Here is a 16852-nt window from a genome sequence, read left to right as displayed (position 1 = left end):
GCCGTCTCCTTTTATTTCCTAGCAGCCTGTCGGGCTTGACCGATCGTCGCGAGAAGCACGGATTTTGAGCCAAATTTATCGATCGATTGAGGCGAATAGCGCGCTATTTAACGAAATCGATCGAATAAAGTTGGCCAAAATACCGGGATTCGCAGTAGATCAGTGTTAAGTCCGACAGGCTGCTAGCTCGAATTGATGATCTGAAAAGTAAAAACCCCGCCAAAGAGCCTTTGGCGGGGTTTTGGGCTCTTTTCAATGCTACAGGCTGGCGTTAACGACCATACAGTCCATTCCCCGCGAGCGCAGCTGTTCGCATGCCTGATGTGCCTGTTGTTCTTCCAGCGCCATCAGCCGGGCACGAAATATCGGGTTCTGACCTACGGAGGTGTCGTCTATCGCCACTTGACCATCGAGGTCACGTGGCAAGTACGCGGCAGCTTCACGTGCATAGCGCTGGGCTTGATCTTCCTGACTGAAAGCGCCTACTTGAATACCCCAGCCACCTGCGGCACGGGATGCCATAGCGCGCTCGCGGTCGATAAAGGCCTGCAAGGGATCCGTTCGTGGTTCTGGAGCTTGTGCTGCCACGCCCGGCGGTTCAAATGGAGCTGTTTCAGGCGAGTAAGACGCGACAACGGGTGAAGATTCGACCGGTGCGGGTGTTGGCGTCGGCGACGGCGCGGGCGTATGAGAAGGTGCTGGGGAAAAGGCCATGTATTCTTCAGAAAATTCAAGGTCGGCCAGCCAGTTCGACTTATCAAGGAGGGCTGCACGGGCAAAGCCCCGATCCAGCAGATTTGCCATGTGCTTATCCCGGGACTGAGCGGTAAATCCGCCCATCACAATAGCCATCAAGCGCCGGTCACCGCGCTTGGCCGTGGTAATCACGTTGAAGCCTGAAGCGCGTATAAAACCGGTTTTCAAGCCATCGGCCCCGGGGTAGTCACGTACCAGTCGGTTGTGACTGGTGTGCCGAGTGCCGCGGTAAGTGAACGCCTGAAGACCAAAATAGTGATAGTACTCGGGGAAATCCCGCATTACACGTACCGCAAGCGTGACCATGTCGCGCGCCGTGGTGACCTGCCGATCATCGGGAAGCCCCGAGGCATTGCGGAAGGTGGTATGGCGCATTCCCAGTTCGCGGGCTTTTTCCGTCATCAACTGGGCAAAGCGACGTTCGCTACCCCCCAACGCCTCTGCCATGACGACCGCTACGTCATTGGCCGAGCGGACAGCGAGCGCACGAATTGCTTCATCGACCAGAATCGAGCTGCCGGGGGAAAGCCATAACTTTGTTGCAGGCATGGACGCCGCCTGGGACGACACCGGCAGCGGTTGGTCCAGCTGCAATCGCCCTTCTTCTAGCGCTTCAAAGGCCAGATAGAGGGTCATGACCTTGGTCAGCGAGGCAGGGTAACGGCGAGCATCCGCATTTTCCGAATACAGTACTTCACCTTGATCGAGGTCGACGACCATCCCCGCATAGCGTGGGTTAGCCGCTTGCAGGGGTAGAGCCATGACAATGAACAATACCCCTATCAACAACGATACCGCTCTGATGGATACGGCTCGCCGACATTGTCTCGCTATCATACGTCCCCCTGACATTTTGTTTTATAACAGCGCCGTGATAGTGGCCTTTACTTCAGGCTAATGCATTGAGTATATACGTTGAACTGGCTAATCGGCACCATAAAAAAACCGACCCACAAGGGGTCGGTTTTGGCGTTGACGAGGTGTAGCAAAAGGGAATTACTCTTCTGCAACGGCCTCTTCAATCACCGGACGATCGACAAGCTCAACGAATGCCATGGGCGCATTGTCGCCGGTACGATAACCGCACTTGAGAATACGGACATAACCGCCCGGACGCTCGGCGTAACGCGGACCCAACTCGTTGAACAGTTTGCCGACGGCTTCTTTGGAGCGCGTGCGGGCAAATGCCAAACGGCGGTTGGCAACGCTATCCTGCTTAGACAAGGTGATCAGCGGCTCGATGACGCGACGCAGCTCCTTGGCTTTGGGCAGGGTTGTCTTGATAACTTCATGTTCGACCAGCGAGACAGACATGTTCTTGAACATGGCCTGCCGATGCGAGCTGGTACGATTCAGATGACGACCACTCTTACGATGACGCATGGTTGTAATTCCTTACCAAACTGGGACTCGAGTCGACACTCACGCGGAGGCCTTGTCGTCCTTCAGGCTAGCCGGCGGCCAATTTTCCAACCGCATGCCGAGGGACAAGCCGCGCGCCGCCAATACATCCTTGATTTCATTCAAGGACTTTTTACCGAGGTTCGGGGTCTTCAACAGCTCAACTTCAGTGCGCTGAATCAGATCACCGATATAATAGATATTCTCGGCTTTCAGGCAGTTCGCGCTGCGAACGGTCAACTCAAGATCGTCTACGGGGCGCAATAGGATCGGATCAACGTGATCCTCTTCCTCTTCGACTTCCTGCTCTTTATCTGCTTCCAGGTCGACGAAGGCGGCCAGCTGCTCTTGCAGGATGGTCGCACTGCGGCGGATAGCCTCTTCCGGATCCAGAGTACCGTCGGTTTCCAGATCGATAATCAGCTTATCGAGGTCGGTCCGCTGTTCGACACGAGCAGCTTCGACCGCATAGGAAACTCGGCGGACAGGGCTGAAGGTAGCATCCAGCTGCAGGCGGCCAATGGCACGGGACTCTTCATCAGAGCCACGAGCGTCAGCCGGTTCGTAGCCACGACCCAGTGCTACCTTAAGCTGAATCTTCAGCTCGGCACCTTCATTGACGTGTGCAATGACGTGGTCCGGGTTGACGATTTCGACGCTATGATCAAGTGCAATGTCGCCAGCGGTGACGACGGCTGGGCCCTGCTTGTTCAGCGAGAGCACCGCCTCATCGCGGCTGTGCATCTTGATCGCAACATCTTTCAAGTTCAGGAGGATTTCAATGACATCTTCCTGCACCCCTTCGAGAGCACTATATTCGTGCTCGACACCCGCAATCTCAGCCTCTACCACGGCACAGCCGGGCATGGATGAAAGCAGAATGCGACGCAGTGCATTCCCCAGGGTGTGGCCAAAGCCGCGCTCGAACGGTTCGAGTACGATCTTGGCATGATGTGCGCTGATTTCTTCGACCTTGATGTCACGAGGACGGAGAAACTCTGTCACTGAACGCTGCATATGAACACCTTTCAGGCTGCCAAACGGATACTTGGTACTCGGTACGACCTGGTGCTGGCCTTAAACCGGCACCAGGTCGACAAGAAACAGAAAACTGCTTACTTGGAGTACAGCTCGACGATCAGGTTTTCGTTGATGTCGGCAGACAGGTCACCGCGTTCAGGCAGAGCCTTGAAAGTGCCTTCCATCTTCTTGGCGTCGGTTTCGATCCACGCCACATCACCACGGTTGGCCGCAATGGACAACGCGTTTTGAATGCGAGCCTGGTTCTTCGCCTTTTCGCGAATGGAAACAACGTCGCCCGGCTTCACTTGATAGGAAGCTATGTTAACGCTGCGACCGTTCACGCTAATCGCCTTGTGGCTGACCAGCTGACGCGCTTCAGAGCGAGTCGAGCCGAAGCCCATACGGTAGACGACGTTATCCAGTCGGGATTCGAGCAACTGCAACAATACTTCGCCGGTCGCGCCTTTCAGGCGAGCGGCTTCTTTGTAGTAGTTACGGAACTGTTTTTCGAGTACGCCGTACATACGACGTACTTTTTGCTTCTCGCGAAGCTGCAAGCCGTAGTCTGAAAGACGTTGACGGCGCTGGCCGTGTACACCCGGAATCTGCTCGGATTTACACTTTTTCTCGAAGGGAGTCACACCACTCTTCAAAAAGAGGTCGGTGCCTTCACGACGAGACAGTTTGCACTTCGGTCCAATATAACGAGCCATGAATCTGTCTCCTTAAACGCGGCGTTTCTTCGGCGGACGGCAGCCATTATGGGGGATGGGCGTCGCGTCGATAATGCTTTGCACGCGGAAGCCGGCGGCATTCAGTGCGCGCACGGCGGATTCACGACCGGGACCTGGGCCTTTGACCAGCACGTCTACGTTTTTCACACCATACTCGGCTGCAGCAGTTGCTGCACGTTCACTTGCCACTTGAGCAGCGAACGGGGTGCTCTTGCGAGAACCACGAAAACCCGAACCACCGGCAGTCGCCCATGACAGAGCGTTGCCCTGGCGGTCTGTGATCGTCACGATCGTGTTGTTAAAAGAGGCATGGATATGCGCTACGGCATCCACTACCTGCTTTTTAACCTTTTTACGGTTACTACGCGGGTTAGCCATGTTGATGTCTATTCCTGTCTTTACGCCAGAACGTGCGTGTTATTTGCGGATCGGCTTACGCGGGCCCTTACGGGTACGCGCGTTAGTCTTAGTCCGCTGACCACGCAGCGGAAGACTACGACGATGACGCAGACCACGGAAACAACCTAAGTCCATGAGACGCTTAATGTTAAGCGTGACATCACGACGAAGGTCGCCCTCTACGGTGTACTTACCAACTTCAGAACGCAGGGTGTCGACTTCTTCAGAAGACAGGTCCTGGATCTTGGCAGTCGGCGCGATACCGGCAGCAACACAGATGTGCTCTGCACGTGTACGGCCAATCCCGAAGATATAGGTCAGCGAGATCGCCGCATGCTTGTTGTCCGGGATATTGACGCCTGCAATACGGGCCATCAGCTTACTCCGAAATTTGAGCGGCTTGCTCGTTAATCATCTTTAAAAGGCGCAACAGCATACCCCCTTTGTACACCCGAAGGCAAGGGGTATGCCGGCACCCGCTTAATACAGACCAGGAAATTAACCCTGGCGCTGCTTGTGCCGCGGTTCGATGCAGATGACGCGGACTGCGCCATTGCGACGAATAATCTTGCAGTTACGGCACATTTTCTTTACGGAAGCTCGAACTTTCATCGTTCTCTCCAATACGGACGGCAGGCGCCTTAGCGCATGATGCCGCCACTACCGTAGCCTTTCAGGTTGGACTTCTTCATCACTGAGTCATATTGATGCGACATGAGATGCGATTGCACCTGGGCCATGAAGTCCATGATGACCACGACCACGATCAGAAGCGAGGTACCACCAAAGAAGAACGGTACGTTCCACGCTACGATCAGGAACTGGGGCATCAAGGAAACCGCAGTGATGTACAAGGCACCAAACAACGTTAAACGCGTCATGACCTTGTCAATATAGCGAGCGGTCTGCTCGCCAGGACGAATACCCGGCAGGAATGCACCTGACTTTTTCAGATTGTCAGCTACGTCCTTGGGGTTGAAGACCAGCGCTGTGTAAAAGAAGCAGAAGAATACCACTGCCGCCCCAAAAAGCAAGATGTAAAGCGGTTGGCCGGGACCTAATGCTTGCGAGGCACGCTGCAACCACTCCATGCCATCACCTGAACCCACCCATTGGCCGATTGAAGCCGGGAAGAGCAGGATACTGGAGGCGAAAATGGCTGGAATGACCCCCGCCATGTTCACTTTCAATGGCAGGTAGCTGCTTTGCCCTGCATACATCTTGTTGCCGACCTGGCGCCGCGGGTAATTCACTTTAAGGCGGCGTTGACCGCGTTCAATGAACACCACGAACGCAACAGTCGCGATACCCAGTGCCGATAGCGCTAACAGTGGCAGTACGTTCCAGGCCCCTTCGTTGCGAGCCAATTCAAACGCCTGACCTGCCGCACTGGGCAGCCCAGCCACAATACCGGCAAAGATCAGCAACGAAATACCGTTGCCAATGCCTTTCTCGGTAATTTGCTCACCTAGCCACATCATGAATACCGCACCCGATACGAACGTAATCACGGCGGTAAAATAGAAGCTGAAGTCAGCGGTGTACGCGATACCCTGGCTAGCCAGACCGACAGACATACCGACAGCCTGAATAAACGCCAGTAGCACCGTACCGTAGCGGGTGTACTGGCTAATCTTGCGGCGGCCGGCCTCACCTTCCTTCTTGAGCTGTTCAAGATGGGGAGAGACCGCAGTCATCAGCTGCATGATAATCGACGCCGAAATATAGGGCATTATGCCCAGGGCGAGGACACTCATGCGCTCCAGCGCACCACCCGAGAACATGTTGAACATGCCCAGAATGGTGCCCTGTTGCTCCCTGAACAAGGCAGCAAGCTGGTCAGGATTGATACCGGGAACGGGAATGTGGGCACCAATACGGTACACCACGATGGCGAGGAGCACGAAGCGCAAACGCGCCCACAGTTCACTCAGACCGCTGCCCATCGCCGGCATGTTTCCTGACTTGGCCATTTAGTCCTCTACCTTGCCGCCAGCGGCTTCGATCGCTTCACGGGCACCTTTGGTGACCTTGATGCCGCGAACGGTAACCGCTTTTTTCAGTTCGCCAGAAAGGATGATCTTCGCGTGTAGCGTTGCATCCTTCAGCACGTTTGCCTGCTTCAGCGTCTCGAGTGTCACCTCTTCGCCGGCCACTTGGGCCAGCTCAGCCAGGCGAACCTCTTCCGAGACCATCGACTTGGCCGAGGTGAAACCAAATTTCGGCAGACGACGCTGCAACGGCATCTGACCGCCTTCGAAACCTGGCTTGACGCTGCCACCGCTGCGTGCTTTCTGACCTTTGTGGCCTCGGCCACCGGTCTTGCCCAGACCGGAACCGATACCACGACCAACGCGCTTTGCAGCGTGTTTAGAGCCCGCTGCCGGGCTCAAGGTATTGAGTTTCATGGATTACTCTCCCTCAACGCGCACAAGGTAGTTAACCTTGTGGATCATGCCGCGTACGGCAGGGGTGTCTTCCAGCTCAACCGAATGACCGATGCGACGCAGACCCAGGCCGTTGATAGTCGCCTTGTGCCTGGGCTGAACGCCGATGGTGCTGCGGATCTGGGTAACCTTGATCGTTGCTGCCATGGTGCCTTACCCCGTGATCGCTTCGACAGACAGGCCGCGCTTGGCGGCCACGTCATCCGGTGCTTGCATGGAAGCGAGACCTTTAACAGTCGCTCGCACCACGTTAACCGGGTTAGTGGAACCGTAGCACTTGGCCAGTACGTCATGGACACCAGCGAGCTCCAATACAGAGCGCATGGCGCCACCGGCGATAATGCCGGTACCTTCAGAGGCTGGCTGCATGTATACCTTGGAAGCACCGTGACGGGCTTTAACCGGGTATTGCAGCGTATGGCCTGAAAGGTTGACCTTGACCATGTTGCGACGAGCTTGGTCCATGGCTTTCTGAATCGCGATCGGCACTTCACGCGCCTTACCACGACCGAAACCAACACGACCTTTACCATCACCAACGACGGTCAGTGCGGTGAAGCCGAAAATACGACCACCTTTGACCACCTTGGCGACGCGGTTGACCTGCACAAGTTTTTCCTGCAGATCACCGCTTTGCTGTTCGTTCTTCGCCATCGTAAAAACCCTTTAGAATTCCAGGCCGCCTTCACGCGCGGCGTCGGCCAGAGCCTTGACGCGACCGTGATACTTAAAGCCAGCACGGTCGAAGGCCACCTGGGTGATGCCTGCTTCTTTAGCGCGTTCGGCAATCAGTTCGCCGACTTTCGTAGCGGCTTCCGAGTTACCAGTCGCACCCTCGCGCAGTGCTTTGTCCAGCGTAGATGCGCTAGCCAACACTTTGCCACCATCCGGCGAGATAATCTGCGCATAGATGTGACGCGGGGTACGGTTGACGCACAGGCGATACACGCCCAGCTCGCGGATCTTGGCGCGAGCACGGCGGGCACGACGGAGACGAGATTCTTTCTTCGCGTTCATAACCCTGCCTTACTTCTTCTTGGCTTCTTTGCGACGCACCTGCTCGTCGGCGTACCGAACACCCTTGCCTTTATACGGCTCGGGGGGACGGAAGGCGCGGATTTCCGCGGCGCACTGACCGAGCTGCTGCTTGTCCGCGCTTTTCAGCACGATCACGGTGTTTTTCGGCGTTTCCGCTGAGACACCTTCAGGCAGTTCGTAGTCGACCGGGTGCGAGAAGCCCAGTGAAAGATTGAGCGTCTGGCCCTTAACTTGGGCACGATAACCGACGCCAACAATTTCGAGAGTTCGTGTAAAACCCTCGGATACGCCCGTCACCAGGTTCTGAACCAAGGCGCGGGTTGTACCGGCCATTGCCCAGCTCTTGGCAGATTCACTCGGGGCGAAGGTCAGCTGGCCATCTTCTTGAGCCACTACCACATCGTGGTGAATGGTCATTGACAGCGTGCCCTGGCCGCCCTTGGCGGTCAGCTGGTCGGCATCGATTTTGATCTCAACGCCGGCAGGCACTTTAACCGGATATTTCGCTATGCGGGACATTCCAGCCTCCTAGAATACGGTGCAGATGACTTCGCCACCAACACCCGCCTGGCGAGCAGCACGATCGGTCATCACCCCATTGGAGGTGGTAACGATCGCAATACCCAGACCGTCGGCGACCTTAGGCAGGTTGTCCTTGCCCATGTAACGGCGCAAAGACGGCTTGGAAACCCGCTGGATATGGTCGATAACCGGCTTGCCCTCAAAGTACTTGAGAGTCACGGTTAATTCGGGCTTGGTGCTTTCAGCCACCGTGAAATCGGTGATGTAGCCCTCTTCTTTCAGCACGCGGGCCACTTCCACTTTCAACTTGGAAGACGGCATGGTGACCGTCTCCTTGGTGGCCATCTGCGCATTGCGGATACGGGTAAACATATCCGCCAGAGTGTCTTGCATGCTCATTTAATGTGCGCTCCTGATGATTCTACGTGGCGTTACCAACTGGACTTTTTCAGACCAGGAACGTCGCCACGCATGGCGGCTTCACGCAGCTTGTTACGGCCGAGGCCGAACTTGTTGTAAAAACCGTGCGGACGGCCTGTGACACGGCAGCGATTACGCTGACGTACCGGGCTTGAGTCGCGCGGCAGTTGCTGCAGCTTCAGCGTCGCCTCGAAGCGATCTTCCTCAGAAGCGTTCACATCTACGATGATTGCCTTGAGCTCAGCGCGCTTGGCCGCATACTTCTCGACCAGCTTGGTGCGCTTTAGCTCACGCTCTACCATGCTTTTTTTAGCCATGATCCAACCCTTATTTCTTGAACGGGAAGTTCAGCGCGGTTAGTAGCGCGCGACCTTCCTCGTCGGTGTTGGCGGTAGTGGTGATAGTGACGTCCAACCCACGGATACGATCGATCTTATCATACTCGATCTCCGGGAAGATGATCTGTTCACGCACACCCATGGAGTAGTTGCCGCGACCGTCGAAGGACTTCGGGTTGAGACCACGGAAGTCACGCACGCGAGGAATCGCGATGTTGACCAGACGGTCCAGAAAGTCCCACATACGCTCAGCGCGCAGTGTTACCTTGATACCGATCGGCCAACCTTCACGCACCTTGAAGCCCGCGATGGACTTGCGTGCCTTGGTCACCAGCGGCTTTTGACCGGACAACATCTCCAGGTCGCCGATGGCATTGTCGATCAGCTTTTTATCGCTGACCGCATCGCCGATACCCATATTAAGCGTCACTTTCGTGATGCGGGGTACCTGCATTACGTTGGCGTAGCTGAACTGCTCTTTGAGCTGTGCTACGACCTCGTTTTGATAACGTTCTTTCAAGTTCGCCATTTTGCTACCCGACTCGCGTTAGGCGTCGATCTGCGTCTGCGTCGACTTGTAGATACGTACCTTGGTACCGTCTTCCTTCACTTGGAAGCCGACGCGATCCGCCTTACCGGTCTCCGAATTGAAGATGGCTACGTTGGACGCGTGAATCGGAGCCTCACGCTCGACGATACCGCCCTGATTTCCCGCCATGGGATTTGGCTTGGTGTGACGTTTAATCATGTTCACACCGGACACCAAGAAACGGTTTTCTAGTACCCGCTTAACGGTGCCACGCTTGCCCTTATCCTTCCCGGCGATGACGATGACTTCATCGTCACGTTTGATTTTTTGCATATCCGCCTCGCTCCTTACAGCACTTCAGGCGCTAAGGAAATGATCTTCATGAACTTCTCGTTACGAAGCTCACGAGTGACCGGCCCGAAAATACGAGTACCGACTGGCTGTTCGTTGGTGTTATTCAACAAAACCGCCGCATTTCCATCGAAACGGATCAGCGAACCGTCGTTACGACGGACGCCACTACGGGTCCGGACCACAACCGCTTTCATGACCTGGCCTTTCTTGACCTTGCCACGCGGAATGGCTTCCTTCACCGTTACCTTGATGATGTCACCAATGCGAGCGTAACGACGGTGTGAACCGCCCAACACCTTGATGCACTGCACCCGGCGCGCTCCGCTGTTGTCGGCGACATCCAGCATTGTCTGAGTCTGAATCATCGGTTTTCTCCAAACCTAATCTGACTGCACTGGTTAAGCAGGTTCATGGGTTACCCCTTGGCCTGCTCGACCACCTCGATTAGCGCCCAGGCTTTCTTCTTGGAAAGCGGACGGCACTCCTCAATGGAAACCGTATCGCCTGCCTTAGCCTGGTTCGCCTCATCATGGGCGTGCAGCTTGGTGGAGCGCTTAACGTATTTTCCGTAGATCGGGTGACGCTCACGACGCTCGATCATTACGACGATGGACTTATCCATCTTGTCGCTCACCACCTTGCCGGTGAGCGTACGTGCTTTTTTCTCTTCGGCCATCTCAGTCACCTGCCTTCTCGTTGAGCACAGTCTTCACACGGGCAATATCCCGACGGACCTGCTTGAGCAGATGAGTCTGGCTCAGTTGGCCGGTGGCCTTCTGCATGCGCAGGTTGAACTGCTCGCGGAGGAGTTCGAGGAGCTGCTCATGGAGCTCTCCTGCGGACTTTTCACGAATTTCCTGGGCTTTCATCACATCACCGTCCGTTTCGCAAAGGTGGTGGATATGGGCATTTTCTGTGCGGCAAGCTCAAACGCTTCACGAGCGAGCTCTTCAGGCACACCTTCGATTTCATACAGGACCCGACCCGGCTGGATCTGGGCTACCCAGTATTCGACGGAGCCTTTACCTTTACCCATACGAACTTCGAGCGGCTTTTTGGAAATCGGCTTGTCAGGGAAAACGCGGATCCAAATCTTACCGCCACGTTTAACGTGACGTGTGATCGCACGACGGCCGGCTTCGATCTGGCGCGCAGTAACGCGACCACGACCGGTAGCTTTCAGACCGTACTCCCCGAAGCTGATCTTGCTTCCGCGATGCGCCAGGCCACGGTTGCGGCCTTTCTGCATCTTGCGGAATTTCATACGCTTGGGCTGTAACATCGACTCGCTCTCCCCTTACCTGGAACCTTTCTTCTTGGGCGCGTTGCCGGAAGGCTGCTGTTGCTTAGCCTTGGCACGAACTTCCTCGATACCGCCGAGGATTTCACCCTTGAAGATCCACACTTTGACGCCGATAACGCCATAGGTGGTGTGAGCTTCGTAAGTGGCGTAGTCAATGTCCGCACGCAACGTATGCAACGGAACACGACCTTCGCGGTACCATTCGGTACGTGCGATTTCAGCACCACCCAGACGACCTGACAGCTGAATCTTGATGCCGCCAGCGCCAAGACGCATGGCATTTTGCACCGCGCGCTTCATGGCACGACGGAACATCACACGACGCTCAAGCTGGCCCGCTACGTTAGCAGCGACGAGCTTGGCATCCAGCTCCGGCTTGCGAACTTCTTCGATGTTCACGTGAACAGGAACACCCATCAACTCGGTGAGATCGCGACGCAGACGGTCGACATCTTCACCTTTTTTACCAATCACGATACCCGGACGGGCAGTGTGAATGGTGATGCGGGCGTTGTTCGCCGGACGCTCGATGTGAATACGGCTAACGGAGGCGTTTTTGAGACGCTGCTCCAGGAAGCTTCGCACTTCGAGATCGTTATTGAGCTTATCGGCATATGCGCCGCGCTCGGCATACCAGACAGAAGCATGGTCTTTGACGATGCCCAGTCGAATGCCTGTTGGATTGACTTTCTGACCCATCGGTCGACTCCTACTTCTCGGCTACCTTGACGGTGATGTGGCAGGTGCGCTTCAAGATACGATCCGCCCGCCCCTTGGCGCGCGGCTTGATACGCTTGAGCGTCATGCCCTCATCGACGCAGATGGTCGAGACACGCAGCTCGTCAATGTCCATGCCGTTATTTTCTTCCGCGTTTGCAATAGCGGACTGAAGCACTTTCTTGACCAGTTGGGCAGCCTTCTTCGGTGAGAAGGTCAGCAGGTCGAGTGCCTCGGCGACAGGTTTACCGCGCACCTGATCAGCCACCAAACGGGCCTTCTGGGCGGATAATCCGGCGCCACGCAGCTTAGCTGTGACTTCCATCTCTCAATCCTCTTTGGCTTACCGTTTGGCTTTCTTGTCCGCCACGTGCCCGCGATAAGTGCGAGTGGCAGCGAATTCGCCTAGCTTGTGACCAACCATTTCCTCGGAGACGTGCACCGGGACGTGTTGGCGACCATTATGGACTGCGATGGTCAGACCCACCATGTTTGGCAGGATCATCGAACGACGCGACCAGGTCTTGATCGGTTTGCGATCGTTCTTTTCCACTGCAGCCTCTACCTTCTTCAAAAGATGAAGGTCAATGAAAGGACCTTTCTTTAGTGAACGTGGCACAGCCGTTACCTCTTAATGTCTTGGCAATTTAGATCAGCTACGAGCCTTGCGGCGACGTACGATCAGCTTGTCGGTGCGCTTGTTCTTACGCGTCTTATAACCCTTGGTCGGCACACCCCATGGAGTGACCGGGTTACGACCACCGCTGGTGCGGCCTTCACCACCACCGTGCGGGTGATCCACCGGGTTCATTGCGACACCGCGAACAGTCGGACGCACACCTCTCCAGCGCTTCGCACCGGCCTTGCCAAGTTGACGCAGGCTGTGCTCGGAGTTGCTCACTTCGCCCAGGGTCGCACGGCACTCAGCCAGCACCTTGCGCATCTCGCCGGAGCGAAGACGCAGGGTGGCGTAGTTGCCTTCACGCGCAACCAGCTGAGCGCTAGTACCGGCACTGCGAGCAATCTGCGCGCCTTTACCCGGCTTCAGTTCGATACCGTGAACGGTCGAACCCAGCGGAATGTTGCGCAGCGGCAAGGCATTGCCTTTCTTGATGGGCGCGTTGACACCAGATTCCAGCACGTCACCCGCGCTGACACCTTTCGGTGCGATGATGTAACGACGCTCGCCATCGGCGTATTTCAGCAGCGCAATGTGCGCACTGCGGTTCGGGTCGTGCTCCAGGCGCTCAACGGTGGCCGGAATGCCATCCTTGGTGCGCTTGAAGTCGATCAGCCGATAGTGATGACGGTGACCACCGCCCACGTGGCGGGTGGTGATGCGACCGTAGTTGTTACGGCCGCCGGACTTGGACTGTTTTTCCAAAAGCGGTGCATAGGCACGGCCTTTGTACAGTTCCTCGCCAACGATCTTGACGACGTGGCGACGACCGGCGGATGTGGGTTTGGTCTTGACGATTGCCATTATCCGTACTCCTGCCCTTATTCGGCGCCAGAGAAGTCTTCGAGCGTTTCACCCGCAGCGAGGGTTACATACGCTTTACGGTAACCCTTACGCAAGCCAACGCCGTTTGCAGTACGCTTGGTTTTACCCTTCACGTTCAGTACCTGAACGCTACCGACCTTCTTGCCGAAAAGTATTTCCACGGCCTTCTTGATCTCGGGCTTGGTAGCATCGGTTGCCACCTTAAAAACGTACTGGTTGCGCTCGGCAGCCATCGCGGCCTTCTCGGTCACGTGCGGTCCAAGCAGAACCTTGAATACGCGTTCCTGGTTCATGCCAGCTTCTCCTCGAATTTACGCAGGGCGGAGACGGTGACCAGGACCTTATCAAAGGCAACCAGGCTCACCGGGTCAGCGGCCGCAACATCCACCACATCAACGTGAGGAAGGTTGCGCGCGGCTAGATAGAGCTTTTCGTCAACGTCTTCGGTGACGATCAACACTTTCTCAAGGTTGAGCTCTTTCAGCTTGGCAGCGACCTGCTTGGTTTTCGGCGCTTCAACGTTGAACTCTTCAACCACGACCAGGCGCTCTTGACGTACCAGCTCTGACAAGATGGAGCGCATCGCGGCGCGATACATCTTGCGGTTCACCTTCTGGGTATAGTCTTGCGGACGCGCCGCGAAGGTGACACCGCCGCTACGCCAGATTGGCGAACGGATGGTACCGGCACGAGCACGGCCAGTCCCTTTCTGACGCCACGGCTTTTTACCACCACCGCGAACATCGGAACGGTTCTTTTGAGCACGGGTGCCCTGACGACCACCAGCCAAATAGGCAGTGACGACCTGGTGTACCAGCGCTTCGTTGAATTCTTTGCCAAAGGTGGCGTCGGCTACTTCAACGGTACCCGCGCCTGCAGCAAGATTCAGATTCATTGGTAATTATCCCCTTCAGCCTGCTTTAACGGCGCTGCGAACGATAACGTCACTACCGGTTGCACCCGGCACGGCGCCCTTGATCAGCAGCAGGTTACGCTCGGCGTCGACACGGACGATCTCTAGGCTCTGCACGGTGCAACGGGCGTTACCCATTTGACCGGCCATCTTTTTGCCTTTGAAAACGCGACCCGGGGTCTGACACATACCGATAGAACCCGGCGCGCGATGCGACAGCGAGTTACCATGGCTGTTGTCTTGGGTACGGAAGTTCCAGCGCTTAACGGCACCCTGGAAACCTTTACCCTTGGAGGTACCGGTCACATCGATCATCTGACCAGCTTCGAAGAGGGATACGGTGAGTTCGCCGCCGACTTCAGGAGCTTCTTCGCCATCTTCCAGACGAAACTCCATCAGTGAACGACCAGCCTCAACACCCGCCTTGGCAAATTGACCCGCCTGGGCTTTGCTGAGGTGTTTGGCCTTGCGAGAGCCGGTTGTTACCTGAACCGCCGCGTAACCGTCAGACTCGACAGATTTAACGCGTGTAACACGGTTAGGATCAACCTCAATAACGGTTACGGGCACTGATGCACCGTCTTCGGTAAAGACACGAGTCATCCCGGCCTTTTTACCGACTAAACCGATAGTCATTCTCAGTTCTCCTATAGTGTACGGGGCTATCACCCGCTATGGCTGCCCTTTCCAGAGCATTCCACTAGCACATTGTGTGGCGTCTCACGACGCGGCGGCTGCTGCTCAAGGTTATTTCGTAATGAGCGCTGGGCCGCAAGTGTCTAGTGTGATTAGTCGAGCTTGATTTGCACGTCTACGCCAGCGGCGAGATCGAGCTTCATCAGCGCATCAACGGTTTTCTCGGTCGGCTCAACAATGTCGAGCACACGCTTGTGCGTACGAATCTCATACTGGTCACGCGCGTCCTTGTTGACGTGCGGCGAGATCAGAATGGTGTAGCGCTCGCGGTTGGTTGGCAGCGGAATCGGACCACGAACCTGAGCACCAGTACGCTTAGCGGTTTCAACAATCTCCGCTGTGGACTGATCGATCAGGCGATGGTCGAACGCTTTCAACCGAATGCGAATCTTTTGGTTCTGCATTTGCCCTAAACTCCAATGGATGTCGACGGCGCGAGCCGTCTACCCACGCATTCAAAGGATGCGCATTATAGGCACGCCAAAAGCCCATGTCAAACATTTGCTAGAGGTGCGCAGAAAAGGGGGCTCAAACGAGCCCCCTTTCACATTCAGCGAATCAACTTACTGAATGATTTTGGCCACAACGCCAGCGCCAACGGTACGGCCGCCTTCACGAATCGCGAAGCGCAAACCTTCGTCCATGGCGATCGGAGCGATCAGGGTGACAACCATTTTCACGTTGTCGCCCGGCATGACCATCTCAACGCCTTCCGGCAGTTCACAGGTACCGGTGACGTCAGTGGTACGGAAGTAGAACTGCGGACGGTAGCCCTTGAAGAAAGGCGTGTGACGACCACCTTCTTCTTTGGACAGTACGTAGACTTCTGCTTCAAAGACGGTGTGCGGGGTGATGGTGCCGGTTTTCGCCAGAACCTGACCACGCTCAACGTCATCACGCTTGGTACCACGCAGCAGGGCGCCAACGTTCTCGCCTGCACGACCTTCGTCGAGCAGCTTACGGAACATTTCAACACCGGTAACGACCGTCTTGGTCGTGTCGCGCATACCGACGATTTCAACTTCTTCGCCCGCCTTGATGATGCCGCGCTCTACACGACCGGTAACAACAGTACCACGGCCAGAGATAGAGAATACGTCCTCGATCGGCATCAGGAACGGCTGATCGATGGCACGCTCAGGCTCCGGAATGTACTCATCCAACGCCTTGATCAGGTTGGCAACGGCAGTCGTACCCATGCCGTTGTCGTCCTTGCCTTCCAGAGCCATCAACGCAGAACCAGTGATGATCGGCGTGTCGTCACCCGGGAAATCGTACTGGTCGAGAAGTTCACGAACTTCCATTTCAACCAGCTCGAGCAGCTCTTCGTCATCGACCATGTCCGCCTTGTTCAGGAACACAACGATGAACGGAACGCCTACCTGGCGAGACAGCAGGATGTGCTCACGCGTTTGCGGCATCGGGCCGTCGGCGGCAGAACATACCAGGATTGCGCCGTCCATCTGCGCAGCACCGGTGATCATGTTCTTGACGTAGTCGGCGTGCCCCGGGCAGTCAACGTGTGCGTAGTGACGCGTCTCGGACTGGTACTCCACGTGAGACGTCGCGATGGTGATACCGCGCTCACGCTCTTCCGGCGCGTTATCGATGGCGTCGAACTCACTCCAGTCACCACCGAATACTTCAGCGGAAACGCGGGTCAAGGCCGCAGTCAGAGTCGTTTTACCGTGGTCGACGTGACCAATGGTGCCGACGTTGATATGCGGTTTGGAACGTTCAAATTTTTCCTTAGCCACT

At 56.0% G+C, this 16852-nt stretch carries 30 protein-coding genes; all 30 read right to left on the bottom strand.

Going from position 1 to position 16852, the window contains the following annotated elements; all coding sequences use genetic code 11:
• Positions 1-258: 258 nt before the first annotated feature.
• Positions 259-1593, bottom strand: coding sequence for a D-alanyl-D-alanine carboxypeptidase (locus IT895_RS00915; RefSeq protein WP_199284445.1), 1335 nt, complete (start codon positions 1591-1593; stop codon positions 259-261).
• Positions 1594-1752: 159 nt separating this feature from the next.
• On the bottom strand, positions 1753-2139 hold the full coding sequence (rplQ, locus tag IT895_RS00910) for a 50S ribosomal protein L17 (protein ID WP_199284444.1): 387 nt from the start codon (positions 2137-2139) through the stop codon (positions 1753-1755).
• A gap of 39 nt (positions 2140-2178) precedes the next feature.
• Positions 2179-3174 (bottom strand): DNA-directed RNA polymerase subunit alpha, encoded by a 996-nt coding sequence (locus tag IT895_RS00905; protein WP_027337527.1) that lies wholly within the window; start codon positions 3172-3174, stop codon positions 2179-2181.
• Between the two features lie 98 nt (positions 3175-3272).
• Entirely contained in the window at positions 3273-3893 is a 621-nt protein-coding gene (gene rpsD, locus IT895_RS00900) for a 30S ribosomal protein S4 (RefSeq protein ID WP_085917623.1), read from the bottom strand.
• A gap of 12 nt (positions 3894-3905) precedes the next feature.
• Positions 3906-4292, bottom strand: a complete 387-nt coding sequence (gene rpsK / locus IT895_RS00895) for a 30S ribosomal protein S11 (RefSeq protein ID WP_027337525.1) — start codon at positions 4290-4292, stop codon at positions 3906-3908.
• A 39-nt stretch (positions 4293-4331) separates the two neighbouring features.
• Entirely contained in the window at positions 4332-4688 is a 357-nt protein-coding gene (gene rpsM, locus IT895_RS00890; protein ID WP_085917622.1) for a 30S ribosomal protein S13, read from the bottom strand.
• Between the two features lie 123 nt (positions 4689-4811).
• The gene (gene rpmJ / locus IT895_RS00885) at positions 4812-4925 is read right to left on the bottom strand and encodes a 50S ribosomal protein L36 (protein ID WP_009099023.1); all 114 of its coding nucleotides are present in this window, start codon (positions 4923-4925) and stop codon (positions 4812-4814) included.
• Positions 4926-4954: 29 nt separating this feature from the next.
• A complete protein-coding gene (gene secY, locus IT895_RS00880; protein WP_085917621.1) occupies positions 4955-6286 on the bottom strand; it encodes a preprotein translocase subunit SecY in 1332 nt (443 codons plus the stop codon).
• Positions 6287-6721, bottom strand: a complete 435-nt coding sequence (gene rplO / locus IT895_RS00875) for a 50S ribosomal protein L15 (RefSeq protein ID WP_066318535.1) — start codon at positions 6719-6721, stop codon at positions 6287-6289. It lies immediately after the preceding gene.
• A 3-nt stretch (positions 6722-6724) separates the two neighbouring features.
• Positions 6725-6907, bottom strand: coding sequence for a 50S ribosomal protein L30 (gene rpmD / locus IT895_RS00870; protein WP_066318538.1), 183 nt, complete (start codon positions 6905-6907; stop codon positions 6725-6727).
• 6 nt (positions 6908-6913) lie between these two features.
• Entirely contained in the window at positions 6914-7414 is a 501-nt protein-coding gene (gene rpsE / locus IT895_RS00865; protein ID WP_085917620.1) for a 30S ribosomal protein S5, read from the bottom strand.
• Between the two features lie 12 nt (positions 7415-7426).
• Positions 7427-7777, bottom strand: a complete 351-nt coding sequence (gene rplR, locus IT895_RS00860) for a 50S ribosomal protein L18 (protein WP_066318549.1) — start codon at positions 7775-7777, stop codon at positions 7427-7429.
• 9 nt (positions 7778-7786) lie between these two features.
• Complete coding sequence (gene rplF / locus IT895_RS00855; protein ID WP_085917619.1) at positions 7787-8317, bottom strand: 50S ribosomal protein L6; 531 nt, start codon at positions 8315-8317, stop codon at positions 7787-7789.
• Between the two features lie 9 nt (positions 8318-8326).
• Positions 8327-8719 carry a 30S ribosomal protein S8 gene (gene rpsH / locus IT895_RS00850; RefSeq protein ID WP_085917618.1) on the bottom strand — a complete coding sequence of 131 codons (393 nt, stop codon included), beginning with the start codon at positions 8717-8719 and terminating at the stop codon, positions 8327-8329.
• Positions 8720-8751: 32 nt separating this feature from the next.
• Positions 8752-9057, bottom strand: coding sequence for a 30S ribosomal protein S14 (gene rpsN, locus IT895_RS00845; protein ID WP_066318556.1), 306 nt, complete (start codon positions 9055-9057; stop codon positions 8752-8754).
• A 10-nt stretch (positions 9058-9067) separates the two neighbouring features.
• Positions 9068-9607, bottom strand: coding sequence for a 50S ribosomal protein L5 (gene rplE, locus IT895_RS00840; RefSeq protein WP_085917617.1), 540 nt, complete (start codon positions 9605-9607; stop codon positions 9068-9070).
• 18 nt (positions 9608-9625) lie between these two features.
• Positions 9626-9940: a 50S ribosomal protein L24 gene (gene rplX / locus IT895_RS00835; protein ID WP_007111996.1), complete on the bottom strand. Its 315-nt coding sequence runs from the start codon at positions 9938-9940 to the stop codon at positions 9626-9628.
• Between the two features lie 14 nt (positions 9941-9954).
• On the bottom strand, positions 9955-10326 hold the full coding sequence (gene rplN, locus IT895_RS00830) for a 50S ribosomal protein L14 (protein ID WP_066318559.1): 372 nt from the start codon (positions 10324-10326) through the stop codon (positions 9955-9957).
• Between the two features lie 50 nt (positions 10327-10376).
• Complete coding sequence (gene rpsQ, locus IT895_RS00825) at positions 10377-10637, bottom strand: 30S ribosomal protein S17 (protein ID WP_066318561.1); 261 nt, start codon at positions 10635-10637, stop codon at positions 10377-10379.
• A gap of 1 nt (position 10638) precedes the next feature.
• Complete coding sequence (rpmC, locus tag IT895_RS00820; RefSeq protein WP_066318563.1) at positions 10639-10830, bottom strand: 50S ribosomal protein L29; 192 nt, start codon at positions 10828-10830, stop codon at positions 10639-10641.
• Entirely contained in the window at positions 10830-11243 is a 414-nt protein-coding gene (rplP, locus tag IT895_RS00815; RefSeq protein ID WP_066318565.1) for a 50S ribosomal protein L16, read from the bottom strand. The genes rpmC and rplP overlap by 1 nt, the downstream gene beginning before the upstream one ends.
• Positions 11244-11258: 15 nt before the next feature.
• Positions 11259-11963 (bottom strand): 30S ribosomal protein S3, encoded by a 705-nt coding sequence (gene rpsC, locus IT895_RS00810; protein ID WP_066318566.1) that lies wholly within the window; start codon positions 11961-11963, stop codon positions 11259-11261.
• 10 nt (positions 11964-11973) lie between these two features.
• A complete protein-coding gene (gene rplV, locus IT895_RS00805) occupies positions 11974-12306 on the bottom strand; it encodes a 50S ribosomal protein L22 (RefSeq protein WP_027337512.1) in 333 nt (110 codons plus the stop codon).
• An 18-nt stretch (positions 12307-12324) separates the two neighbouring features.
• On the bottom strand, positions 12325-12600 hold the full coding sequence (gene rpsS, locus IT895_RS00800) for a 30S ribosomal protein S19 (protein WP_027337511.1): 276 nt from the start codon (positions 12598-12600) through the stop codon (positions 12325-12327).
• A gap of 33 nt (positions 12601-12633) precedes the next feature.
• Positions 12634-13464 (bottom strand): 50S ribosomal protein L2, encoded by an 831-nt coding sequence (gene rplB / locus IT895_RS00795; RefSeq protein ID WP_085917616.1) that lies wholly within the window; start codon positions 13462-13464, stop codon positions 12634-12636.
• A gap of 17 nt (positions 13465-13481) precedes the next feature.
• Entirely contained in the window at positions 13482-13778 is a 297-nt protein-coding gene (rplW, locus tag IT895_RS00790) for a 50S ribosomal protein L23 (protein ID WP_199284443.1), read from the bottom strand.
• Positions 13775-14380 carry a 50S ribosomal protein L4 gene (gene rplD, locus IT895_RS00785; protein WP_066318576.1) on the bottom strand — a complete coding sequence of 202 codons (606 nt, stop codon included), beginning with the start codon at positions 14378-14380 and terminating at the stop codon, positions 13775-13777. Before rplD ends, rplW begins: the two co-directional genes overlap by 4 nt.
• 15 nt (positions 14381-14395) lie before the next feature.
• Positions 14396-15034 (bottom strand): 50S ribosomal protein L3, encoded by a 639-nt coding sequence (rplC, locus tag IT895_RS00780; RefSeq protein ID WP_066318578.1) that lies wholly within the window; start codon positions 15032-15034, stop codon positions 14396-14398.
• Positions 15035-15186: 152 nt separating this feature from the next.
• Positions 15187-15498, bottom strand: a complete 312-nt coding sequence (rpsJ, locus tag IT895_RS00775; RefSeq protein ID WP_009098983.1) for a 30S ribosomal protein S10 — start codon at positions 15496-15498, stop codon at positions 15187-15189.
• 159 nt (positions 15499-15657) lie between these two features.
• The gene (tuf, locus tag IT895_RS00770; RefSeq protein WP_085917614.1) at positions 15658-16851 is read right to left on the bottom strand and encodes an elongation factor Tu; all 1194 of its coding nucleotides are present in this window, start codon (positions 16849-16851) and stop codon (positions 15658-15660) included.
• Position 16852: the final 1 nt, after the last annotated feature.

The organism is Halomonas sp. A40-4, assembly GCF_015767635.1.
Taxonomy (GTDB): domain Bacteria; phylum Pseudomonadota; class Gammaproteobacteria; order Pseudomonadales; family Halomonadaceae; genus Vreelandella; species Vreelandella janggokensis.
Note: the sequence above shows the minus strand (reverse complement) of the source record. Positions and strands in the feature narration are given on the sequence as shown.